The sequence below is a fragment of the Selenomonas sp. AB3002 genome (assembly GCF_000702545.1).
Classification (GTDB): domain Bacteria; phylum Bacillota; class Negativicutes; order Selenomonadales; family Selenomonadaceae; genus Selenomonas_B; species Selenomonas_B ruminantium_A.
Genome location: NZ_JNIO01000002.1, coordinates 225961 through 250390 on the forward strand (window position 1 = coordinate 225961; position 24430 = coordinate 250390).

The following is a 24430-nucleotide window of genomic DNA, read 5'->3' on the forward strand; positions in this document are numbered from 1 at the left end:
GTGCTATTTGAATCACCGCTGGAATAGTAATACGATAAGCAGGGCCGGCAGCATCTACGGCTGTCCATACTGTTGCCAGCACCACACCAATTGGTCCTGCCAAAATGCTGGCTATTCCCCTGCTAACCGCAAATCCACCACCACCCCCCCCTACCGCAGCAAGTGTTGAAAGTGTTGATTTGGGTAATGTTGACTGCGCCGTCTGATACGCAAGCATAAGTGAAATTTCAAAAGCAACATCCCCTCCTTTCACTATTTATGTAAATTAGAAAACTCAAAGCCCTCTATTTGTCTGCCTTGAGCCATGGCACATTATTCAATGTGCCCCCACAATTTATGGAAAAAATGCTGTTGCGAATGAGTATCACCCATCTCAGTTTGATGTTTCACATGTACAATAGTACTTGAAAGAAGGTGAACATCATGCTGAGATTGCCTGAAATCGGCTCCCACGCTGCCTATAGGCAGCTCCTCTCCCAACGCATTCACAACAGTCGCCTCAAACGCTTCGACAAGAAGAAGCACAAGCTGGCAGTCAACCTCCTGGCTATTGACCTTTCACCGGTTGACGAGATTATGCGTCCCTTTTTACTCAGCGGAAGGTCGTCCTGCATGGCTACCTTCCTCTATGCTGCGTTCCTACTTGCTTTCCGTCTGGCTTAAGTCTAACTCTCTTGTTGGCTGGGCTGAACGTCTGCGCTCTGATGAGTCTCTGGCCATACTATCAGGCTTTTCACCCGACCATACCCCATCCTTCGGCGCTTTTTATGACTTCTTCCATCGCCTATGGCCAGGAGGCAACAATTTCTTGCCTCACCTGCGCTACCGCAGGAAGAAACCGCCTAAAGGAAAGAGCAATGGCGAAAAGTCTCCGTCCTTCGACAAAGATCATGCTGCCACCGTCATCAAGTTTTTTGATGGACACAGTGCCGGAGGTATCCTCATGACCAAGCTGCACATCATCGGTGAAATCTACAACAGGGTATTCCTGGCCGGTTCGATTCACAAAGATCTTCTGGATGTCAGGAAACTGGTTCTGGCCGGTGACGGCACTCCAGTGCAGGTTTCTAACCGTGAGCGAAGCCACTCGATGTGCGATTGCTATAAAAAGGGCATCGACAGTTGCCACCACAAGCGCTGGTTCTCCCAGCCCGATGCCAATTGGGGCTGGGATTCGTCCAGAAATTTCTTTTACTTTGGCTATAACCTCTATCTCTTCACGGATGCTAACTCCGGATTGCCTGTCTTCCCTATCCTGGAGCGTGCATCCCGCCACGACCTTCCTGCCATGCTACACGGACTTGCCTGCATCAAGGCGTTCTTTGCGGACTGGAATATTTCCGCTTTGATCCTTGATTCCGCACACGATGCAACTGCTGTGTACGAAATGTGCAGCAAAAGCAGCATAACCCCCTTCATAGACTTGAATCCTCGTGGTACCAAATCAGCTGAGGAGAAGGGATATACAATAAGTGATGACGGTGTGCCAATCTGTCCTCTTGGACTTCCCCTGAAACCTGATGGCACTGATAAGAAACGGCACAGAGCCAAATATATTTGTCCGAAGACAAAATACGCAGAAAGGCTATGCTTGTGCGACAAGCGCTGTACCAAATCCACTTATGGTCGTGTTGTGCATATAAGCCTTAAGGATAATCCACGGCTGTTCTGCGATCCTCCACGCGGTTCACCTCAATGGAAGCAAATCTACAACAAGCGCACATCTGCTGAACGGGCCAACAAACGCATAAAGATTGACGGGCTACTGGAAGAAGGACGCCATCACTCTTCCATGATGTGGTATATTAGGTTATTCGCAATAATATCCGTCATACACGTAAAGGCCTGGCGTAAGCATGCGTGAACCCTGAAAAACTATATTTTTCAGAGGCTGGTTTTTCTGCGCCAATTTTCTCATACACTTTCAAGCTAAGGTATTTCAGCTTCGTGTAAAAACATTTCCCATCACCTCAATACTAACAGCCGTCCATTCTCATTTAGATTGCCGTGTTTTCTAAATTACATTATTTCTGCACGAACAGCACCGATAACAGGAATCGCAGAATTGCTGGCAACATCGATTCCCAATATATCGACGAACTCTTTTCTTTCTTCATCATTCATTTTTTCAATAACATCTGTAATAATTTTTTCCAAAAAATTTAATTCTATAAGCCCAATATTAGAATTTTTACTGTAATTTACTTTCATCTTGTCACAAACATCACATAGAATTTCACGATAAGGCACACCCTTCCCCCTAAGAGCAGAAACCAATGTATTGCCGCCATATAACTGCAATTCTCTGGCAATCTCCTGCCAATAACTCTTGGGATTATCTGGATTGGATTTGTATTTATCAAGAGATGTCAATTCCTCATTAATTAGTTTGTTTCCTTCCTTATCCTTTGTCAAATATTCCACCAGAATTTTTAAATCCTCATTATCGGCATTTGCTAATATTTCCAAATCCGCATCACGACGGTACTCACGACTTCCTGCAATTATCTCCCTTGCTTTATCGAATATCATGATATATTCTCCTTTCTCCATTGCTCTTTATGGCAATAATATGAGAAATTTTATAATTATCAAAATAATCTTCATCACCATTGTCACCAACCAGCTCATCCCGCCCCCTCCCTCAGCAACTCGTCAACAGAACATTGCAAAACTTTTGCCAATAGGACCAGCATGTCTGCCCGGGGCTTGTGTACTCCTGTCTCCCATTTGGCTACGTTGGAGCGGTCTACGCCCACCATCTCGGCTAGTTCCTCCTGTGTCAGCTTGCGCTTCAGGCGATATTCGCGAATTGGGTTCATGGAGCCCCTCCCCCGTGTGATAACATCTCACCTTCTCGGGTACATTTTGCTACAACAGTGCAACCGCACTGCCCCCATTCTCCTTATAAAATCATCTCAATTTTAAAACAATTTGTTTTAAAAGTCAAGTTTCCTCTCCTGCATTGGCTATACTTAGCCTATGCTATTGAAAGGTTGATGCCCATGCGCTATCCCCGCATACGAGAGCTGCGGGAGGACAGGGATTTGACACAGAAAGAGATGGCTGATTACCTGAACTGCAGCCAGGTATCCTATTCCTACTACGAGATTGGCTCTCGCAGCATACCCACGGAAGTCCTCATCCAGCTGGCCCGCTACCATCACACCAGTACTGACTACCTGCTGGGTCTGACCAACCGTAGGGAACCTTACCCCAGTGCCCCTGCCCGGCAGGAGTGAACTTATCATTTCTCATATTGTAACAAAAACCCCGCAGGATGTACTTACCTGCGGGGTAACTGTGGTACCTGTATGCAAATTTTTTCTCTAAAGCCTCACTGCTCAAAGGCAAAATTCACGCTGTAGTCGCTGTTGAAAACCTTCTGGCTGCCTTCGCCTGACAGGTGCAGATGCAATTCCCTTGTAGGGCCTTCTTCCCAAGGCTCCCTTGCGCCATAGCTCTCCAACGGAATCTCAAAGGTCATTTCCTCCCCCGCCTGCAGGACAGTTCTTTCCAGCACACTGCTCTGACTAACACCACGGTCATCGTAGGAAATCTCCAGTCTTGGGCCGTACCAAGGGCTTGAGGAGGCGTTCTGCACCTTGAACTCCATCTGCCAATTGCTTGGATAGTTTACAGGTGACGCATCCCCGCCCCAGCTTTTCCAAAGGGACTTGGGAATATCTATCATCTTGCCCATGTTGTTTAGCGGTACGCCGAATTCATTGCGGCCCTGCCATATTTCCTGACCGTTCCAATAAATAGTGATATAAATGCGCTCCTCCGCTGCAGGAGGGGCGCTTTCCTCTTCCTCAGGCTGCTCTCCGGCCAAAAGTATTGCGCTTGGTTGTTCTGCAAGGATTGGCGCAGGTGAATTTGCTGCCAGAGGAGCAGACGGAACAGGAGGCAGCGGCACTTTTTCCTGCTCTTGGGAGCGTTCGGGGGCAGTATTGCTCTCCTCCTGCCCGGGCTCAGTTTCACGCAGGCTTTCCTGCTGGCTGGTGATGGTTTCCGACATATCTTCCTGCCGGAGTTGCACAGACGAGTACAGGAAAAAAAGCGCTGCCACAGACAGGACAAAGGCTCCTGCCAGCAACCCTGGACTGCAGTATTTCCCATAGCGCACTGCCCGAGCCAGTTTCTGAGCACTGCCATAACGACGCTTCACATCCATCTCCATGCACTTGGCCAGTATGCCCTGCAGATAGCCCCGGTATCCTGGAGATAACGCCTCTTTCATAGTTACCCCCAGCGAGTATATATCGCTGCGGGCTTCCGTCTGCCCGTAGCCGAACTGCTCCGGCGGGGCATAACCTCTGGTGCCCAACAGACGAGTATCTTCCTCCCTGTGCTCTTTCACCAGTCGGGCTGCATCAAAATCTACCAGACACGCCCCGCCCCCTACCTGCAGGATGATATTGGACGGCTTGATATCCCTGTGAATAATCCCTACCTCATGGAGCCGGGCCAGCCCTTCGCAAAGCCGGATGATAATTCCTGCGGCTTCCTTTTCCGTCAGGAAAGCTTTGCGGAAAAGCCTTTCACGCAGGGATTCCCCCTGTATGTATTCCTCGATGACCAACGTACTTACTCCATCCTCAGCCGCATGGAGCACACGAGGCCAGGGGCCTGGTGGCAACTGCTTCAGTGCTGCATATGGGAGGCCAGTGAAGCTTATTTCCTTCCACACTACCAGACTGCCGTCCCTTTCAGAAGCCAGCCAGATCATGCTTTTGTCAGTACGCTTCAGCAACCGCAGTTTTTCATACTTTTCTTCCAGATAAGCCATTGTTTCAGCCTTCATCCGCACCACCTTGCTTTTTGCCTCCAACAGTTGTATCATGCTAATCATACCTGAAAGGAGCGGAGGACATGAGTGAAAAAGATACCGAAGAACTACAGCACGAACTGATTGCTGCTGAAAAAGTGGATGATTACCTCGCAAACAATCATGAAAACCTGCAGAATTATACCCTGGCCGAATATCTTGAACTGCTGCTTAAGCAGAAAGGCCTGGACAAAAAAGCTGTCATCGGAAGATCCGGCCTGGATTCCACCTACGCCTACCACATATTCGCTGGCCGGAAGGCGAAAACCTCCCGCAACAAAGCAATCGCTCTGGCCCTGGCCATGGAACTCACCCCAAAAGAAACCCAGCACCTGCTCTACTACGATGGCGCTACCCAGCTCTACGTGCGGGATTCCTGGGACAGCATCATCTGGCATGCCCTGGAGCATCACCTTACCGTCCCCCAGACCAACGACCTCCTGGCCTCTCTGTCAGAAACTGTTTTCCTGGAATAATTGCCATCTCCCACAGCGCCCTGTAGGGGCGCTTTTTCTTTGCCATATACCAAAAGCACCCCGAACCGAAGTCCCGGGTGCCTTATTTCGCTCTCACGATTACGTGCGATCGCGCTTGATATCTTCGGCTATGAGCTCCTCCAGCCTGCCCACAGTCATGTCCTTTTCGGAATAAACCTTGAGGCCGTGCTTCATCAGTAGGGCAGCGGTCACACCGGGATGCTTGGTGTACTTGCCCGTGAAGCTGCCATCGTGGACACGGTGTACGCCGCAGGAAGGGCTGCCCTCCTTGAGGATGGCTACATGGGCATGGTAGGCTTCGGCAATCTTCAAGGCCTTATCCGCACCTGTGAGCATATAGGAAGTAGTTTCCCTGCCTTCCTCGTCCTGTACTTTGGCCTTGCCCTGAAGAACTTTCTTGCCGTTGCCTCCCTGGATTTCCATAGGAGGACGGGGCACGGGCAGCATGGCGAAGCACTCGGGACAGATGGCTATGAACCTGCCCCGCTCGTTGTAACGCATGAGAAGCTCATGGGGATTGGCCCCGCCGGAGTATTTCACCTTGTGCCCCAAAAGACAGGCACTGACCAGAATCATCTCCTGCATCCTCCTCTCCTGATGCCAAAGGGCTTTACGGAAACGCCCAGCCTGCCTGCCAGCCCCAGGAAGCTGTCTTCGCAGAGCTCTTCCCCAGCCTTCAGGGGAATGGCGGCACAGGTACGGGCATCGTCAAGAGCATTATGGTGCTTGAAATCTATGTCCAGAAAGGACCCCACCGTATTCAGCTTATGATTCTCCAGCTCCGGCCAAACCTTGCGGGAAATGGCCACGGTGTCGCAATAGGAAAACTTCGGCACTGGCAACCCTGCCCGCAGGAGGCAGGCTCCCAGCACCCCCATATCAAAAGGGGCATTGTGAGCTACCACTACTTTGCCTTCCAGATGCTCCTGCAGCTCCGGCCATATCTTGGCAAAGCTGGGAGCATAGCGGGTATCTTCCCGGGTGATGCCGTGTATTTGGATATTGAAGGGATTGTATTTATTCTCAGGCGGCTGAATCAGGGTATAGTAAGAATCGTAGAGCTTGCCCTCCACTACCTCCACCACCGCCACGGAACAGGCTGAGTCCCGGGCAGAAGTGGCAGTCTCAAAATCTATCGCCGCAAAATTCATCATTACTTGCTTCTCTTTTCCTTCAAGTATTCATCAATGGCGGCAGCTGCCTTGCGGCCTGCGCCCATGGCCAGGATGACCGTGGCTGCGCCAGTGACGATATCGCCGCCGGCAAAGACACCGGGCTTGGAAGTAGCGCAGCTCTCCTCATCGGCCACGATATTGCCCCGCTTGGTAGTCTCGAGCCCCGGGGTGGTGTGGGCGATGATGGGGTTGGGACCGGTGCCGATGGCGATGATGACCGTGTCCATCTCCAGTTCAAACTCAGAGCCTTCCACAGGCACAGGACGGCGGCGGCCGGAAGCGTCAGGCTCGCCCAGTTCCATGCGGATGCACTTGAGGCCCTTCACCCAGCCTTCTTCGTTACCCAGAACCTCCACAGGATTGGTGAGCAGCTGGAAGTCAATGCCCTCTTCCTTGGCGTGCTCCACTTCCTCCTTGCGGGCGGGCAGCTCGGCCTCGCTGCGGCGATAGACGATGTAGACATGCTCGGCCCCCAGGCGCAGAGCCGTGCGGGCTGCGTCCATGGCCACGTTGCCGCCGCCTACCACGGCCACATTCTTGCCCACCTTGATTGGGGTAGCATATTCGGGGAACTTGTAGGCCTTCATGAGGTTGCAGCGGGTCAGGAACTCATTGGCAGAGTACACGCCGTTGAGGCTTTCGCCGGGAATGCCCTGGAAATGGGGCAGGCCTGCGCCGGTGCCCAGGAAGACTGCATCAAAGCCCTCTTCCTCCATGAGCTCGTCCACTGTAACCACACGGCCCACCACGCTGTCCAGCTCGATTTTCACGCCCAGCTTCTCGATGTTCTCGATTTCCTTGGCCACAACCTTATCCTTGGGCAAACGGAACTCGGGAATACCGTAAGAAAGCACGCCACCAGCCTTGTGCAGGGCCTCGAAGATGGTTACCTTGTAGCCCTTCTTGGCCAGGTCCCCTGCACAGGAAAGGCCGGAGGGACCTGCGCCGATGACAGCTACCTTCTGGGCATCTTCAGCGTACTGCACAGGCTCCACAGGCTCATTCTTGGCCATGGCCCGGTCAGCCACGAAGCGCTCCAGACGGCCGATAGCCACGGACTCGCCCTTCTTGGCCAGCACGCACATCTTCTCGCACTGGTTCTCCTGAGGGCAGACGCGGCCGCAGACGGCAGGCAGCCCGTTGGACTCCTTGATGGTCTTGATGGCCTCATCATAGTTGCGCTCTTTGATCTCGCCTATGAACTTTGGGATGTCGATGGACACAGGGCAGCCCTTGCGGCACTGGGGCACCTTGCAGTGGAGGCAGCGCTCTGCCTCGGCCACTGCAGTTTCCTCATCGTAGCCCAGAGCTACTTCATCAAAATTATGTGCACGAACCTTGGGGTCCTGCACCGGCATTTTATGTTTTTCCAAAGAAAGAGCCATTTAGCTTACCTCCGCTCAGCGATCCAACCCGATATTGCACACATGATCCTTTTCCTGGGCTTCCAGGTCACGGTACATGCGCTGACGGCTCATGAGGCCTTTGAAATCCACCAGGTGGCCGTCAAACTCCGGGCCGTCCACGCAGGCAAACTTGGTCTCGTCACCCACCTGCACCCGGCAGCCGCCGCACATGCCGGTACCATCCACCATGATGGGGTTCAGGCTGACGATGGTGCGGATGCCTAAATCATGGGTAGCATCTGCCACGCTCTTCATCATGATGACAGGACCGATGGCGGTAATCTGGTCAATCTTCTCCCCGCGGTCCACCAGAGCCTGCACTGCATTGGTGACAAAGCCCTTGATGCCGTAGGAGCCATCGTCGGTGGTGACCACCACTTCATCAGTGACGGCCTTCATCTCCTCCTCCATGATGAGGATGTCCTTTGTCTTGGCGCCCATGATGGCGATGACTTTGTTGCCTGCTTCCTTCATGGCACGGGCAATGGGATAAGTGGGAGCCACGCCGATGCCGCCGCCCACAACCACTACGGTGCCCAGCTTCTCAATCTCGGAAGGCTGGCCCAGAGGACCCACGAAATCTACGATGGAATCCCCCACATTGAGCTCAGCCAGCTTCATAGTGGAAGCGCCGATGACCTGGAACACGATCAGCACGGCGCCGGTCTCACGGTTGAAATCTGCAATGGTAAGGGGAATGCGCTCTCCCTTTTCATCTACACGCAGGACGATGAACTGTCCTGCCTGGGCCTTCTTAGCCACCCGGGGTGCTTCAATCTCCATGGCGAAAACGCTGGGAGACCACTCCTCTTTCTTCAAAATCTTGAACATGCTGCACTCTCCTAAATACAATTATGCAAATCTATTTCTCAGCCGAAAATACCGGCCAGGTAAGCTTCCAGATTGGTTTTGATGGGCATGACGTAAAGGCTGCTGCCCGTGCGCTCTGCGAAATCCATGACCTTCTTGGCAAAGGCCACACTCCACTCCAGGTCAGGGCGGAAGTCATGGGGGAAGACCACGTTGTTCTTCCTCTCCCAGTAGCTCTGGGAACGGCTGTTCATAACCGGGGAAACGCCCCAGTACACTTCCATGCCCTGCAGCATATCCGCATAAACCTCCAGATAACGCAGATCAAAGAAAGGCTGGGTGAAGAAACCCGCTGCCCCCGCCTGCTTCTTGCGGCGGGTCCTGTAGAGTTCTTCCTTCATGGAAGAGCGGTATTGGTCAATGCCTGCATAGACCTTCACCTCAGGCATTTCCTGACGGAACTTGCGGATAACATCAGTAGACTGGGTGGGATAAACCTCGTGGAGCATATCCTGGGGCGGGTCGCCCTCGATGACCAGCACCTCAGTGATGCGGTGCTCACGCAGGTATTCCTTCATGGGCAGCTCCTTATCAAGGTCTACGTCCATGGCTCTGATATGGGGCATCACCGTGCCGAAATAATCCTGGGCAATGCCTGCCCCCTCCCAGCTGCGCAGCGGCAGCCTAAGGAGATCAGGGATATTGATGACATTTACCTGCCCTTGGTATTTTTTCAAGAGTTCCAGTTCTCCCCGCAGGCTTTCTTCCTCCCGCGGCACCAGTTCAACGGAAACACGCTTCATGTTCTGCCCCCTATCATTAAGGAAATTTATGTCTCATAAAACCAGGCTAATACTTGGCCAAAGTCAGTAATATTGTAAACTGTTTCCACCTCTTTTGCAAGCTAAAGCGCCCAAAAGAATAGCCCCTCAATGATCGGATTTGTTGCTTCTTACTTCCCCTGCCTTACGGTTATCAATCAGGAATCTTGCCGACTCTCCCGGTTTCAGGATTTTCCTGGCTGAGGACAGGGGTTGCTGATATTTTTCCAGGCCATTTTCCTCGTTAGCCTCCAAGCTGGTGACAAGCTGGAAGGCAATTTCCTCCCCAGAGTCAGGAACCTTCACGCTTACTTCCAGTTTTTCTCCTTCCGGCACCATGAAAGAGGCCATCCTGCCATAAACTTTCAGTTCCGAATCCACGCTGTGGGACTGATGGGTTATGCTGCCATTCAAATAGGAAGCTGTTTCCTCTCCCCCAGGCAAAGACAGCGTTATTTCCAAAGGAATGCCACTTTGGCCGGGATTCACTTTCACAGGCTGCTTCCCTTCAAAATCCACTTGCAAGCGGCACAAGGTAGGGGTTCCCCGCATATAAATCTCTTTTGGCTCGCCAGATAGAATCCAGGCATTGTAAGTGTCTGCCGAATGCATATTCATGGCACTCCTGGCTGCCTCAGGATTCTTTTCCTGCAGCATTTCCGTGAAGCCCACCCCGCTGGCAGCCTGTTCACCGCTCTCTGGCATACTTTTCTTGATAGCATTTACCATAGCAGTATGCCCCAGCTTGCCCCGGCGCTTGTAGAATTTTTCCACAGACCCCACGGCCCACTGCATATTCTTCACCGCCCGGGCAAACTCTTCACTGCCCGGCATGGGCTTATAACGCCTGCCAGTCAGCTCCGTAAATGGCACTTCCATCCTGGCCACCAGCTGGTCATAACGCTCTGTGTTGCCCTTGAGCTTGGTAGCGGTAGGCAGATAGAGGCAGACCCCAAAATTATTGTAATCCCAGGAACCTCCCTTGAAGGGCAGCTCCGGCACTGCATCCTCCGGGTTGATGATATTGAAGATATTCTGATAGAGTCCCGCCCTGCGCTCTCCTATGACCGTGCAGCTGCTGGGAGTGGCAAAGGTATAGGTGTATACCTGGCTGGATTCCACTTGGAAGATTGTGCCATCGTCAGCAGGTTCCCCCCTGTCCAGGAACGCACCTACCAAATCGGCCACCGCCGCCCCCCGGCTATGGCCCGTAATCAGGAAGCTGGCCCGGCCTTCCTCTACCCCCTGCTCCTGCAGATAGGCGTAAAGATCCTGCAGCACCAGTCGGGCAGCCTTCTCGAAGCCCTCATGGTAGCGCTGCTTCTTACGGGTGGAGTCCGCAATATTGAGATTGCTGAGCCATTCCTGCTGGCCGTTGGTGCCGCGTATGGCCACCAGCACTGCTATATCTCCGTTGGGCAGTTCCATCAGGCCGAAGGAATACGCGCTCTTATCCTTATACTCAGGCTCTATCAGCTTGTAATGATAGTCGCGCACAGAACTGCCATCGCCGCCCAGCTCCGTCCAAAGCCTGGTCAGTGTGCCCTGCTCCTGCAGGTATACAGATGATGATATGGCCCCACAGATGCGTGCCAGCCCATGATTGTAAACATAGCTGTCCCCCTGAAGCCAATACTTGTCCCACTGGTAAGACAGAGGTACTTCTTCAGCTGTACTGACTGCCCCTACCGGCAGTTCTGCATTCACAGGCATAGCCTCTGCTGTACTTGTTACAGCCAAAGAGGCCCCTGCCAGCAGACCTGCCAGCACGAGCCCCTTCAGCACGCCTGGTCTCACTTGACCTCCACGCAGTGCTTGTCGTTTATTTCCTTCACCTTCTGCACGCGACGGCGATATTTCTCAGCCGTCAGCGGGTCGGTGTGCATCCAGGTCTTCACCGTCTCCATGGCGATGGCGCCGCCGATGATTTTGCCCCCCAGGCACAGCACATTGGAATCATTGTGCTCACGGGCAAGCTGGGCGCAGAAGGGGTCCTGACACACCACGGCGTAGATGCCATTCAGCTTGTTGGCAATCATGGCGCTGCCGTAGCCCACGCCGTCCACGAAAACGCCCCTGTCACACTCGCCCTTGGCCACAGCCAAAGCTGCAGGATAGACAAAATCCGACAGGTCGCAGGACTCCTCATCATAGGTGCCGAAATCCTTCACCTCATGGCCCTCGCTCTCAAGATAAGCCTTGATTTCCTCTTTCAGCTTGGTGCCTGCATGATCATTAGCCATTGCTATCTTCATGGTCAATTCCTCCCCATATTGTCAAAATATTCCTTGACATTAAGCCTACCAGATTAAAACTGCGGGGTCAAGGGTCAATCTGCTGTGCCAGCCTTTCTGCCAGCAGGGTGTAGCGCCTTTTGGTGCGGTCATTTTCCACCGCCGTGTTGAGCGCCGCCTTGCTGCCCAGGAGAATCACCCTCTGCTTGGCACGGGTGACTGCCGTATACAGGAGATTCCTCTGCAGCATGATATAGTGGTTTTCCACCAATGGCAGGATGATGACGGGATACTCGCTGCCCTGGCTCTTGTGGACGCTCATGGCATAGGCCAGCTGCAGTTCTATAAGCTCGCTTTTCTCATAATCCACGATGAAGTCATCGCCGAACTTCACGCTGGCCTTCTCCGGCTCCATCTGCACGATAAAGCCAATATCCCCGTTGAACACGTGCTTCTGATAGTTGTTCTTGGTCTGCATGACCTTGTCACCCAACCGGAAGGTCTGGATGGAATTCTTGAACTCCGGTTTTTGGGGGCTCTTGGGATTCAGAGCCTCCTGCAGGAGCTTGTTGAGATTCTCCGTGCCACACTCCTGCCTGTGCATGGGCGCGAGCACCTGCACATCCTGCAGGGGTGACCAACCTTCCTTTGGAAGGATCTCCCGACAGAGCTTCACCACCATTTCAGCCGTGGCTGTGCCGTCCGGCAGGGGAATGAACTGGAAATCCCCCTCCCCCAGGGGACTGCACTCTGGCAATCGTCCGGCGTTGATGGCGTGGGCATTCATGACAATGCCGCTGCCCTCCCCCTGGCGGAAGACCTCCGTCAGGCAAACCCTGGGTATGACCCCGGAGCGCAGGATATCCTTCAGCACCGACCCCGGCCCCACGGCAGGCAGCTGGTCCACGTCCCCAACCAGCACCAGATGGCAGCCATCCGGCACCGCCGCCAGGAAGTGCTCCATGAGCACGATATCCATCATGGAAACCTCGTCCAGGATGATGACATCAGCCTCCAGTTGCTGCTCCTCGTCCTTGGCAAAGGCCATGCCGCCTTTGCCCCCCTGGGCCTCCAGCATGCGGTGGATAGTCATGGCCTTGCGGTCCGCAGCCTCCGAAAGCCGCTTGGCCGCCCGGCCTGTGGGCGCCCCCAGCTGCACCTCCAGCCCCTTGGCCTCCAAAAGGTCGATAATGCCCCGCACCACCGTGGTCTTGCCTGTACCGGGACCGCCGGTAAGCACCATGACCCCATAAGTAAGAGCCGCCTTCATGGCTTCCCTCTGGCCCTCTGCCAAGGTCACACCTGTGCGGTGCTCCCACTTCTCAATCCTGCGGTCTGTGCTTGCCGTTTCATATTCATCGGCATATTTCTGCAGATAGAGAAGCTTTTTGGCAGCCTTCACCTCTGCCCTGTAAAGATAGGGAGGATATATCAAGAGCTCCGAACCGCCCTTGACATGTTCCACGGCCAAGGCCTGCCGCTGAAGCTGGACTTTGAGCACTTCCCTCACTCGCTGAGGTTCCACATGCAGCAGGCTGGCGGATTTGCTGACCAAAGGGTCCTCCGGCACACAGCAATGGCCTGAGAGGGCAATATTCTGCAGGGCGTAGTCAATGCCTGCCGCCACTCTCCCTTCATCATCCTTGGTCAGCCCCATGGAAGACGCGATAGCATCTGCCGTGGCAAAGCCTATGCCCTCCACCTCACGGGCCAGGCGATAGGGAGACTTTTCCAGCACTTCCAAAGCAAAGGAGCCGTAAACCTTGAAGATGCGGGCGGCATAAGTGCCGGACACGCCGTGGCTTTCCAGCCACAGCATGATTTCCCGCAGCTCCGACTGGGCCCGGTAGGATTCGGCGATTTTCTCCGCCGTCTTCTTGCCGATGCCCGGCACTTCCTTCAGCCTGCCGGGGTGGTTTTCTATGATATCCAAAGTGTCCTTGCCAAAATGCTTAACCAGCCGACTGGCGTTCACCGGTCCGCAGCCTTCAATGACCCCGGAGGCCAGGAAGCGCTCTATGCCTGCGGCACTGGTGGGGGAGGAAAGGTGCATGCTCTCAGCCTTGAACTGCTGGCCGAAGCGGGGGTGGGTGACCCACTTGCCCGTAAGATGCACCTGCTGGCCCACCAGCGGCGGCTCACAGCTCAAAGTGACGGAAGTGCGGCTCTTGGTATGCACAGGCTGCAAGCGGATAACGGAAAACCTGCCGTCCTCCGAAGCAAAGACAATGCTGTCCACCACGCCTTCCAGTTCTTCCGCTGCCTCCAGTCCTGGCAGAGAAAGCTGCTGGCTGTCAGCTTCTTTTGCTTTACTCATGGCTTACGCCTCCGTCAGCTGCGCCCACTTCTCATAGCGCTCCTCGATTTCCTTCTCCTTGGCTGCATAGGCTTCGGCTATCTGCTGGCTCTTTTCCGGATCAGCCTGCACCTCTGGCAGATTCATCTCATATTCCAGGCCCTTGAGCTCAGCCTCAGCCATGGCGATTTCCGCCTCGGCCCGCTGGATCATCTCAGTGCGCTTGGCATCGCTCATGCTCTGGATGCGTCCCAGCTCTGCTTTCTGCTGTTCCTGCTTTCTGGCAGCCTTTTCCTGCTGATTACCAGCAACCTGCGCCTGCTTCTGCTTTTCCTTCTGCCTGCGCTCCTCGGCTTCCCTTTCTGCCCGCTCCTCGGCCTCAGCTTCCACTTCAGCTTCCTTCTTCATGAGATAGTAGCTGTAGCCGCCGGTATACTCCGTGAGAGTGCCCTCAGCCAGCTCCAGGGTGCAGTTGGCCACTTTATCCAGGAAGTAGCGGTCATGGGATACTGCCAGGAAGGTGCCGGGGTAGGCCATGAGGGCCTCCTCCACTGCCTCCCGGGCCGGGATATCCAGATGGTTGGTAGGCTCATCCAGAATCAGGAAATTGGCCCCCGTCAGCATCAGCTTGAGGAAGGCAACCCGGGACTGCTCACCGCCTGAAAGTTCTCCTATGCGGCGCAGCACCTCATCCCCATGGAAGAGGAAGGCTCCCAGATATTTCCTGGCCTGTTCCTCATCCATGCCATACTCATAGAGGATTTCGTCCAGAATGGTGTTTTCAGGATTCAGCCCTTCATGCTGCTGGGAGAAGTAGCCGATTTTCACCCGGCTGCCGATTTTCACATCGCCGCTTTTGGGAGCAAGCTCTCCCACCAGAATCCTCAGCAGAGTGGTCTTGCCTGCCCCGTTGGGACCCACCAGAGCCACACCATCACCATTGCGGATCAGGAGATTTATGTCCTTGAAGACCTCGTGATTGCCAAAGGCAAAAGAAATATTCTCCAGTTCCGCCACCCGCTGGGCACACTCCGGCGGAGCATTCAGGGCAAAGTAGTTGAAGGTGGCCGTCTCCGGCGGCAGCACGATGCGTTCCAGCCTGTTCAGCTGGCTCTGACGGCCCCGGGCCTGCTTGGACTTGATGCCCGCCTTGTACTTCCTGATATACTCTTCGGTCTTTTTGATATGCTCCTGCTGCTTCTCATAGGCAGACTGCAGGGCTGCCCTGCGCTCCGTCTTCACCTTCATGTAGTAGGTGTAGTTGCCATGGTAGGCAGTGATGGTCTTACCATCCAGCTCAAAGATATGGGTGGCAATGCGGTCCAGGAAGTAACGGTCATGGGAGATGATCAGCACGCCGCCGCTGTAGGTTTTGAGGAACCCTTCCAGCCACTCAATCATCCTGATATCCAGGTGGTTGGTAGGCTCATCCAGGAAAAGGAAGTCAGGCTCCCTCAGAAGGGCTTTGGCCAGGCAGATGCGGGTCTTCTGTCCCCCGGAGAAATGCTGGACGTTCTTCTTGAACTCCTCCTCCGTAAAGCCCAGGCCGTAGGCAATGCGGCGGATACGGCTCTCATAGTCATAGCCCCCCAGGAGCTCAAAACGCTCCACTACGCGGCCATAGGCAGAAAGGGTCTCCTCATCATGATTTTCCGCAATGGCCTTTTCCAGCGCCTTCTTGCGTTCACCCAGTTCGATGATATCCTCAAAGGCCCGCTTGAATTCCTCAAAGAGGGTGCCCGTGCCAAAATCAGCCTGCTGTTCCACATAACCGATGGTGGCATTAGTGTCAAAAGCGACGGTTCCCCCGTCGCTTTCTTCCAGTCCCATGAGGCAGCGCATCAAGGTAGTCTTGCCGGCACCATTCGGCCCCACCAGCCCCACCTTGTCCCCCCGGGAAATCTCAAAATTCACATCGTTAAAAAGTTCGTCTATGCCAAAGGCCTTCTTGAGGCCTTGTACCTTGAGCATACTCAATTGCGTTTCTCCTGTTACCTTGTCTTGTAATCAAGCCCTATGCGCAGCACCGCCTGATTGCTGCTGCCCCCATCCATGATGATGCAGGGGAAGGGCATACCGTAGAACACATCGGTGTTGCGGGCAGAGGTTGTGATGCTGGTCTGCTCACGGGAACTGGTCTTGCCAGTCTCCACGCTGGAAATCACAAAACCCTTGCGCTGGAGGATTTCTGCTGCCTCCGCGCCAGCCCCGTTGATGCCGCTGTCATTTATCACCAGCACCTTGATTTCCGAGGGCTTCATGGGTTCCTGAGGCTCAGGCTTCTCCTCAGTGCCGGCCGAAGACTGGCCATCCTGCTTCTCTCCCAGCTTGATTCCCTTGGGCAGTTCAGCCAGGTACTTGTCCTCAGCCTCCTGGTCTGCCTGCTGCGCTTCCGTGCCCAGTTCCAAGCCCAAAGCCTGAGGCAGAATGGCACGCACATCAGTAATATCGGGAATCCAGTAGCTGATATCCTGCAGGAAAGCAGGCTGTCCCGGCACCATCTGGGCTTGCAGGCCGTTCTTGTGTACCTGCTCCATCAGCCCTGCAAATTCCAGCAGTTCCGTGACGCTCATATCCGTCTCCACAGCCGTGCGGATTTCCTCTGCCAGCTTGGGCAGGCGGGGCAGCATCTCTGTAGAAATGACCTTGGCCAGCACCGCCTTCATGAACTTCTGCTGACGGCCCACCCGGCCAATGTCACCCTCGCCGTCGCGATAGCGCACATACTGGATGGCCCTGTCCCCGTCCAAATGCTGCTCACCAGGATAAAGGTCAATGACCAGCCCCCCGTTATCATCCCAGGGGTCCTCGTAATACATGCGCTTTTCCACATTCAGGTCTACGCCGCCGATGGCGTCAATGATGCGCTCAAAGGATTTGGTGTCAATGAGGATATAGTGATCCATCTTGACCCCCAACAGATTTTCCACTGTCTGCTGGGTGAGTTTGTGCCCCCCAAAGGCATAGGCATGGTTTATCTTGTCAAAGCCATTTCCCTCAATGGCCACCCTGGTATCACGGGGAATGGACAGAAGGGCTGCCTTGCTGCTGTCCACATCCACAGCAGCCACCATCAGGGTGTCGCTGCGGCCCACATCATCTGCCCGGCGGTCAACTCCCATGATCATCACGTACTTCACATCGTCAGGACGGCTGACCTCCCCTGGAGATGCTCCGGGACTTATGCCGCCGCGCAAAAGGGCGACAGCCACCAACATCACCAGCAGGGCAACGGCTCCCAGCCATTTCACCCTGGTATAATCACGCTTTACTTTGCGTTTCTTTCGCATTGAGCTCTGCTCCTTACCTAAATATATATGGACCCACGAAGCCTAGTATATCAAATCTGGAAGCCTGCCGCAATGACCTGCAGAAAGCGGGCAAAAATCGGAAAAATATAGCTGTTCAAGCAGGATAAAATAAGGTAAGATTGAATCATATATAGCGAGAAAGGTAGTGATAGAATGATACGCCTGCCCATAAAAAAACTGAAACCCGGCATGATTATCGCCCAAAGCATCTACAACAGGCGCGGCGCAAGCTACCTGGTGAAGGGCAGACCACTGACCGAGGAATATATTGCACGTCTTTCCAAAATCGGACTGCCTGCAGTAACCGTCACTTCCTCTGACCCGCGTTTCCAGCTGCCTCCCCCCGAAGACATCGTGCAGGAAAATACCCGCATTCATGCCATAGAGACCATTTACAACGCCTTTCAATCCATAGAAAAAGAAGGCAGCCTGGACGTGGCTGCCATACAATCCGTTACGGACACACTGGTCCTGGATATCATCGAACGGCGTCACAATCTGGTACAGCTCACGGATATCCGTCTCCATGACACTTACACCTTTGCCCACAGCGTCAACGTGGCCATCCTCTCGGCCATGATGGGAGTGCTGAAAGGCTACAACCAAAAGGATCTGCAGCTGCTGACCATGGGAGCCATGCTCCATGATGTGGGCAAGATTGATACCCCAAATGACCTCCTGAACAAGCCCGGACGACTGACAGATGTAGAATATGATACCATCAAGCAACATCCCGGCAACGGCGCCCTGCGCATCATGGAGATGCAGGACAAGCTGCCTGATGCCAGCACCCTGGCCTCAATCGCCGCCGAGCACCATGAGCATATAGACGGCAAAGGATACCCCAGAGGTCTCAGAGGCGGCCAGATAAACCGCTACGCCAAGGTGGTGGCCGTGGCAGATGTCTATGATGCCCTCACCAGCGTACGTCCCTATAAGAAAGCCTATCCCCCCAATGTGGCCCACAACATCATGGTGCGGCTGAACAGGGGGCAGTTCGACCCGGAAGTGCTTGATATTTTCTTCAATAACGTAGCCCTCTACCCCGTAGGCACTATTCTCCAAACCGTCTACGGCTTCGCCATAGTTTCTGAAGTCCAGTTTGGGCGTACCTCCACTCCCACCATCATCGTCTTTGCCACCCTTGAAGGCAAGCTCATGAAAAAGCCCTTGACCATCAATCTCAGCAATACTGAGGAAAAGAACGATGCTATCCAGCTGGTTATCCTCGATAACGAGTTGCGCCACTTCCTCCACGAGCTGAATTTCGATCCCACTTATTACCTTATGAACCAGGGAAGCTAAAAAGCCGCGTGCAGCGGCTTTTTTTGTGTTTATTGGTTTATCGCCAGTAAGTGAGGGGCATGGGTATGGCATAAGCGGAACGTGTGGAATTTTACCATAAATCTTAGTGAGCAAAGCGCAGTGGGAGCTTAGATTCTATGGTAAAATTCCAAGTGAAGCGTTGCCATGCCCATGCCCCGAACGCCCACCAGCAGTGCCAGCAACAAAAAAGCACCCCGCAGGGTGCCTTCGCTTAACTGGCAGCTTCCTATCCTCCCAGCCCGTCTCCAGGCAAGTACTTTCGGCCTCTGAATGCTTAACTACTGTGTTCGGAATGGGAACAGGTGGATCCATTCAGGCATCGCCACCAGATATTCAGTTGAAAGATTGCTCTTTCAAAACTATACAGAAGAAATCGTGTATTGAACATTTTAATTTAAGTTAAGCCCTCGACATATTAGTAGTAGTTAGCTTCATACCTCACGGTACTTCCACACCTACCCTATCAACCTTGTCTTCTTCAAGGTGTCTTACTAGCTTGTGCTATGAGATACTTCATCTCGGGACAGGCTTCACGCTTAGATGCTTTCAGCGTTTATCCCTTCCGGACGCAGCTGCCCAGCTGCACACCTGGCGGCATGACTGGTTCACCGGCGGTCCGTCCACTCCGGTCCTCTCGTACTAGGAGCAGTCTCCCTCATGTATCTTGCGCCCGCGATGGATATGGACCGAACTGTCTCACGACGTTCTGAACCCAGCTCACGTACCACTTTAATGGGCGAACAGCCCAACCCTTGGGACCTGCTTCAGCCCCAGGATGTGATGAGCCGACATCGAGGTGCCAAACCTCCCCGTCGATATGGACTCTTGGGAGAGATTAGCCTGTTATCCCCAGGGTAGCTTTTATCCGTTGAGCGATGGCAATTCCACTCTCATTCCACCGGATCACTAAGCCCTACTTTCGTACCTGCTCGACCTGTATGTCTCGCAGTCAAGCTCCCTTCTGCCTTTATACTCTTCGCGCGATTTCTGTCCGCGCTGAGGGAACCTTTGGACGCCTCCGTTACTCTTTCGGAGGCGACCGCCCCAGTCAAACTGCCCACCTGGTACTGTCCTCAGTTTTGTTAATCCTAGAGTTAGATTCCTAACACGTAAAGGCTGGTATCCCAACAATGACTCCCCATCATCTGGCGATGGTGGTTCTCCGTCTCCCAGCTATCCTGTACGTTACATGCCAAAAATCAATGCCAGGCTGCAGTAAAGCTCCATGGGGTCTTTCTGTCCAGTCGCGGGTAACCTGCATCTTCACAGGTATTTCAATTTCACCGGGTCCCTCGTTGAGACAGTGCCCAAATCGTTACACCTTTCGTGCGGGTCGGAACTTACCCGACAAGGAATTTCGCTACCTTAGGACCGTTATAGTTACGGCCGCCGTTTACTGGGGCTTCAATTCAGAGCTTCAGCTTGCGCCTGACCCTTCCTCTTAACCTTCCAGCACCGGGCAGGTGTCAGCACCTATACGTCAGATTTCTCTTTAGCAGGCACCTGTGTTTGTGGTAAACAGTCGCTTGGGCTTCTCTTCTGTCGCCGGCTCCAGCTCCATCCGCAGGGGACTTCACCAGCTCCGGCCATCCTTCTCCCGAAGTTACGGATGCATTTTGCCGAGTTCCTTAACGAGGGTTCTCCCGCGCACCTTAGGATTCTCTCCCCGCCTACCTGTGTCGGTTTTGGTACGGGCGCATTTCACCTCGTTAGAAGCTTTTCTCGGCAGTGTAGTACGCTTGAATTTGTTCACCCCGCAGGGTTCCCTATCTATCGGTTCTCGGCCTTACGATGTGGGGATTTGCCTCCACACCAGCCTACCGCCTTCGACTGGCATTTCCAATCGCCAGCTCAAGCTCCTTGCTGCGTCACTCCATCCTCAAACGGTTCCATGCGGTACAGGAATTTTTGCCTGTTGTCCATCGCCTATGCTTGCTGCCTCGGCTTAGGTCCCGACTTACCCTGGGACGACGAGCGTTGCCCAGGATCCCTTAGGCTTTCGGTGGGTCAGATTCTCACTGACCGTTTCGCTACTCATACCAGCATTCTCACTTCCAAGCGCTCCAGCTGTCCTTGCGGTCAACCTTCAACGCCCTTGGAACGCTCCCCTACCCAGACTTGCGTCTGCCGCGACTTCGGTTCTGTACTTGAGCCCCGGATATTTTCGGCGCAGGGCCTCTCGACCAGTGAGCTATTACGCACTCTTTGAATGGTGGCTGCTTCTGAGCCAACATCCTGGTTGTTTATGAAGTCCTACATCCTTTTCCACTTAGTACAGCATTGGGGACCTTAGTCGGCGGTCTGGGCTGTTTCCCTCTTGAGTACGGGTCTTATCACTCGCACTCTGACTCCCAGGTTCTTCTCATGCAGCCATTCGTAGTTTGACTGGAGTTGGTATCCATTACAGACCCGCGTCCGATCAGTGCTCTACCGTCTGCATGTGTCGCCTGAGGCTAGCCCTAAAGCTATTTCGGGGAGAACCAGCTATCTCCACGTTCGATTGGCATTTCACCCCTATGCACAGCTCATCCCAAAGTTTTTCAACACTCACGGGTTCGGCCCTCCACTCATTTTTACCTGAGCTTCAGCCTGGCCATGCATAGATCACTGTGGTTTCGGGTCTAATCCATGTGACCTTCGCCCTGTTAAGACTCGGTTTCCCTTCGGCTCCGCGTTTTCCGCTTAACCTTGCCACATAGATTAACTCGCCGGTTCATTCTTCAATAGGCACGCTGTCGCACATATAAAGTGCTTCAACTGCTTGTAGACATACGGTTTCAGGTTCTATTTCACTCCCCTCCCGGGGTCCTTTTCACCTTTCCCTCACGGTACTATGCGCTATCGGTCGTTCCGTAGTATTTTGCCTTGGATGGTGGTCCACCCTGCTTCCCACAAGGTTTCACGTGTCTCGTGGTACTCTGGATACCGGCCCACTTCTTATCCTTTCGCTTACGAGGGTTTCACTCTCTGTGCCGCTCCTTCCCAGAAGCTTCAGCTAGGATCTTTCTGCTTTATGCCGGTCCTCAACCCCGGGTGACCGAAGTCTCCCGGTTTGGGCTCTTCCCTGTTCGCTCGCCGCTACTGAGGGAATCTCTCTTGATTACTTTTCCTCTGGCTACTTAGATGTTTCAGTTCACCAGGTGTGTCTTCCTTTCGGATGATACGACATGACTCGTATCGGGTTGCCCCATTCGGAGATCCGGGAGTCAAAGCCTACTTGCGGCTCGTCCCAGCTTATCGCAGCTTATCGCGTCCTTCATCGACTCGGAACGCCTAGGCATCCACCATATGCCCTTGGTAGCTTAACTTAAAATAAGCAACTAAGTTCATCTGTTTCAGATGTCTATGCTTTTGAATCCTAAAATGTTCGTTCAAACCAATTGTTACCTTGGTTGAAATTGATACATTTCATTCTTCTGTGTAGTTTTCAAAGATCAATTAGAAGGTGTTGTACCTTCAAAACTAGACAATGCAAAACCAGATGCTAACGACCTAGGAATAATCCTTAGAAAGGAGGTGATCCAGCCGCACCTTCCGATACGGCTACCTTGTTACGACTTCACCCCAGTCATCGCCCCCACCTTAGACGGCTGTTTCCTTGCGGTTAACCCACCGGCTTCGGGTGTGAATGACTTCCGTGGTGTGACGGGCGGTGTGTACAAGGCCCGGGAACGTATTCACCGCAGTATGCTGACCTGCGATTACTAGCGATTCCGACTTCATGCAGGCGGGTTGCAGCCTGCAATCCGAACTGGGAGATGGTTTATGGGGTTCGCTTGCCCTCGCGGGTTCGCTGCTCTCTGTCCATCCCATTGTAGTACGTGTGTAGCCCAGGACATAAGGGGCATGATGACTTGACGTCATCCCCGCCTTCCTCCGCGTTGTCCGCGGCAGTCTCATTTGAGTTCCCACCTTGACGTGCTGGCAACAAATGATAGGGGTTGCGCTCGTTGCGGGACTTAACCCAACATCTCACGACACGAGCTGACGACAGCCATGCACCACCTGTTTTCGTGTCTCCGAAGAGAGGCATCCATCTCTGGATGTTTCACTCAATGTCAAGCCCTGGTAAGGTTCTTCGCGTTGCGTCGAATTAAACCACATACTCCACCGCTTGTGCGGGCCCCCGTCAATTCCTTTGAGTTTCAGCCTTGCGGCCGTACTCCCCAGGCGGAGTGCTTATTGCGTTAACTCCGGCACAGGAGGGGTCGATACCTCCTACACCTAGCACTCATCGTTTACGGCGTGGACTACCAGGGTATCTAATCCTGTTCGCTCCCCACGCTTTCGAGCCTCAGCGTCAGTTACAGTCCAGAAAGCCGCCTTCGCCACTGGTGTTCCTCCTAATATCTACGCATTTCACCGCTACACTAGGAATTCCGCTTTCCTCTCCTGCACTCAAGAAAACCAGTTTCCATCCCATCACGGGGTTGAGCCCCGAACTTTTAAGATGGACTTGATTTCCCGCCTGCGCTCCCTTTACGCCCAATGATTCCGGACAACGCTCGCCACCTACGTATTACCGCGGCTGCTGGCACGTAGTTAGCCGTGGCTTTCTTGAAAGGTACCGTCATTAGGTTCCGTTGTTGATAGAACCCACGTTCGTCCCCTTCGACAGAGCTTTACGATCCGAAGACCTTCTTCACTCACGCGGCGTTGCTCCGTCAGGCTTTCGCCCATTGCGGAAGATTCCCCACTGCTGCCTCCCGTAGGAGTCTGGGCCGTGTCTCAGTCCCAATGTGGCCGTTCATCCTCTCAGACCGGCTACTGATCGTCGCCTTGGTGGGCCGTTACCCCGCCAACTAGCTAATCAGACGCAGGCCCATCTCTAAGTGATAGCTTACAAGTAGAGGCCATCTTTAATGAGCTTCCCATGCGGAAAACTCACAACATTCGGTATTAGCAGTCCTTTCGGACTGTTGTCCCCATCTTAGAGGCAGGTTGCCTACGCGTTACTCACCCGTTTGCCACTAGACTTTTCAAAAGCAAGCTTTCAATCAGTCCCGTTCGACTTGCATGTGTTAAGCACGCCGCCAGCGTTCGTCCTGAGCCAGGATCAAACTCTCCAATAAATATTGAAGAACTTAATCAAGCTCTCATTTGTTTAAAGAAATTGCCGATTGCTATGTTGTTCATACCAATCGATGTTTTATTTCAAACCAAAAGGTTTGACTAACATCTGGCTTGAATCATGTTGCATGATTCATTTTGCATTGTTTAGTTTTCAAGGAACAACTTGTTTTCTCAAGCATCGCTCTCTTGAAGCGACTTGTTTATTATATCTTGTCTCTTCCAGAGTGTCAAGCACTTTTTTGAATTTCTTTTTTCAATTTCCAGCAACCAATCAAGGTGCTCATATTATTGAAGAAAATTCATTCTTGCGCTTGCCGTTCCCGTTAGCGACTTGTATTATGATACACGCACAAAGAAGGTTTGTCAACAACTTTTTTGAGATTTCCTCAAAAAAGTTGTCCACCTTATCCCATATACTTGAGCAAAAGCACTACAATCACGCCCGGCACGCCGAAAATGCCTGCTATCAGGGCATTCAGAATGCTTATCTCTACGCCTGCCCCAAAGAGGTTTACCACCCAGAGGATAATAGCGCCTGCAATGCTATTGGTGATCAGTTTCCATACTACTTGCAAAGGCAGTGTGATAACCTTTGCTATCAGCGCCAGTACGATGATGCCCACAGCAAAAGCTACAATAAGTTCCAACAT

General features: G+C 53.3%; 19 protein-coding genes and 3 rRNA genes. 5 read left to right on the top strand and 17 right to left on the bottom strand.

Features of this window, described 5'->3' with window-relative positions; translation table 11 throughout:
• Positions 1-423: 423 nt before the first annotated feature.
• Together P159_RS19010 and P159_RS18210 are read left to right on the top strand one after the other, a co-directional pair.
• A complete protein-coding gene (locus tag P159_RS19010; RefSeq protein WP_051650017.1) occupies positions 424-663 on the top strand; it encodes a hypothetical protein in 240 nt (79 codons plus the stop codon).
• Entirely contained in the window at positions 629-1864 is a 1236-nt protein-coding gene (locus P159_RS18210; RefSeq protein ID WP_072004085.1) for a transposase, read from the top strand. The genes P159_RS19010 and P159_RS18210 overlap by 35 nt, the downstream gene beginning before the upstream one ends.
• Before the next feature lie 155 nt (positions 1865-2019).
• On the opposite strand, the gene P159_RS0101400 is transcribed toward P159_RS18210, so the two are convergent.
• Together P159_RS0101400 and P159_RS0101405 are read right to left on the bottom strand one after the other, a co-directional pair.
• Positions 2020-2532, bottom strand: a complete 513-nt coding sequence (locus P159_RS0101400; RefSeq protein WP_051650039.1) for a DUF3944 domain-containing protein — start codon at positions 2530-2532, stop codon at positions 2020-2022.
• Between the two features lie 95 nt (positions 2533-2627).
• Positions 2628-2822: a helix-turn-helix transcriptional regulator gene (locus tag P159_RS0101405; protein ID WP_037376824.1), complete on the bottom strand. Its 195-nt coding sequence runs from the start codon at positions 2820-2822 to the stop codon at positions 2628-2630.
• A 183-nt stretch (positions 2823-3005) separates the two neighbouring features.
• Here P159_RS0101405 and P159_RS0101410 point away from each other — a divergent pair, with 183 nt between their 5' ends.
• Entirely contained in the window at positions 3006-3242 is a 237-nt protein-coding gene (locus tag P159_RS0101410; protein WP_029540716.1) for a helix-turn-helix transcriptional regulator, read from the top strand.
• Between the two features lie 95 nt (positions 3243-3337).
• Here the strand turns inward: P159_RS0101410 and P159_RS19015 are convergent, their stop codons facing one another.
• Positions 3338-4846 carry a serine/threonine-protein kinase gene (locus tag P159_RS19015; RefSeq protein WP_185753574.1) on the bottom strand — a complete coding sequence of 503 codons (1509 nt, stop codon included), beginning with the start codon at positions 4844-4846 and terminating at the stop codon, positions 3338-3340.
• A 29-nt stretch (positions 4847-4875) separates the two neighbouring features.
• On the opposite strand from P159_RS19015, the gene P159_RS0101420 reads away from it, so the two are divergent.
• On the top strand, positions 4876-5307 hold the full coding sequence (locus tag P159_RS0101420; RefSeq protein WP_029540718.1) for a helix-turn-helix transcriptional regulator: 432 nt from the start codon (positions 4876-4878) through the stop codon (positions 5305-5307).
• 99 nt (positions 5308-5406) lie between these two features.
• Here the strand turns inward: P159_RS0101420 and P159_RS0101425 are convergent, their stop codons facing one another.
• The 10 genes from P159_RS0101425 to P159_RS0101470 form a co-directional block, all read right to left on the bottom strand.
• Positions 5407-5904, bottom strand: a complete 498-nt coding sequence (locus P159_RS0101425; protein ID WP_029540719.1) for a DUF523 domain-containing protein — start codon at positions 5902-5904, stop codon at positions 5407-5409.
• On the bottom strand, positions 5901-6482 hold the full coding sequence (locus tag P159_RS0101430) for a 3'-5' exonuclease (protein ID WP_185753575.1): 582 nt from the start codon (positions 6480-6482) through the stop codon (positions 5901-5903). The genes P159_RS0101425 and P159_RS0101430 overlap by 4 nt, the downstream gene beginning before the upstream one ends.
• Positions 6482-7888 (bottom strand): NADPH-dependent glutamate synthase, encoded by a 1407-nt coding sequence (gene gltA, locus P159_RS0101435; RefSeq protein ID WP_029540726.1) that lies wholly within the window; start codon positions 7886-7888, stop codon positions 6482-6484. The genes P159_RS0101430 and gltA overlap by 1 nt, the downstream gene beginning before the upstream one ends.
• Positions 7889-7903: 15 nt before the next feature.
• Positions 7904-8740: a sulfide/dihydroorotate dehydrogenase-like FAD/NAD-binding protein gene (locus P159_RS0101440; protein ID WP_029540729.1), complete on the bottom strand. Its 837-nt coding sequence runs from the start codon at positions 8738-8740 to the stop codon at positions 7904-7906.
• A gap of 38 nt (positions 8741-8778) precedes the next feature.
• Positions 8779-9522, bottom strand: coding sequence for a methylenetetrahydrofolate reductase (locus P159_RS0101445; protein WP_029540732.1), 744 nt, complete (start codon positions 9520-9522; stop codon positions 8779-8781).
• Between the two features lie 126 nt (positions 9523-9648).
• The gene (locus P159_RS19020; protein WP_029540737.1) at positions 9649-11337 is read right to left on the bottom strand and encodes a lipase family protein; all 1689 of its coding nucleotides are present in this window, start codon (positions 11335-11337) and stop codon (positions 9649-9651) included.
• Entirely contained in the window at positions 11334-11795 is a 462-nt protein-coding gene (locus tag P159_RS0101455; RefSeq protein ID WP_029540739.1) for an RpiB/LacA/LacB family sugar-phosphate isomerase, read from the bottom strand. Before P159_RS0101455 ends, P159_RS19020 begins: the two co-directional genes overlap by 4 nt.
• A gap of 67 nt (positions 11796-11862) precedes the next feature.
• A complete protein-coding gene (locus P159_RS0101460; RefSeq protein WP_051650041.1) occupies positions 11863-14091 on the bottom strand; it encodes an ATP-dependent RecD-like DNA helicase in 2229 nt (742 codons plus the stop codon).
• A 3-nt stretch (positions 14092-14094) separates the two neighbouring features.
• The gene (locus tag P159_RS0101465) at positions 14095-16041 is read right to left on the bottom strand and encodes an ABC-F family ATP-binding cassette domain-containing protein (protein WP_029540743.1); all 1947 of its coding nucleotides are present in this window, start codon (positions 16039-16041) and stop codon (positions 14095-14097) included.
• A 20-nt stretch (positions 16042-16061) separates the two neighbouring features.
• Positions 16062-17360 carry an LCP family protein gene (locus P159_RS0101470; RefSeq protein ID WP_029540744.1) on the bottom strand — a complete coding sequence of 433 codons (1299 nt, stop codon included), beginning with the start codon at positions 17358-17360 and terminating at the stop codon, positions 16062-16064.
• A gap of 174 nt (positions 17361-17534) precedes the next feature.
• Between P159_RS0101470 and P159_RS0101475 the strand changes: the two genes are divergently transcribed.
• A complete protein-coding gene (locus tag P159_RS0101475) occupies positions 17535-18686 on the top strand; it encodes an HD-GYP domain-containing protein (protein ID WP_037376830.1) in 1152 nt (383 codons plus the stop codon).
• A gap of 234 nt (positions 18687-18920) precedes the next feature.
• Here the strand turns inward: P159_RS0101475 and rrf are convergent.
• The 4 genes from rrf to P159_RS0101500 form a co-directional block, all read right to left on the bottom strand.
• Positions 18921-19037 (bottom strand): 5S ribosomal RNA (gene rrf, locus P159_RS0101485).
• A gap of 65 nt (positions 19038-19102) precedes the next feature.
• Positions 19103-22015: ribosomal RNA gene (locus P159_RS0101490) — 23S ribosomal RNA — on the bottom strand.
• A gap of 201 nt (positions 22016-22216) precedes the next feature.
• Positions 22217-23779: ribosomal RNA gene (locus tag P159_RS18220) — 16S ribosomal RNA — on the bottom strand.
• The 16S, 23S and 5S rRNA genes sit together here, the layout of an rRNA operon.
• 405 nt (positions 23780-24184) lie before the next feature.
• A complete protein-coding gene (locus P159_RS0101500) occupies positions 24185-24427 on the bottom strand; it encodes a pro-sigmaK processing inhibitor BofA family protein (RefSeq protein WP_029540748.1) in 243 nt (80 codons plus the stop codon).
• Between the last annotated feature and the right edge of the window lie 3 nt (positions 24428-24430).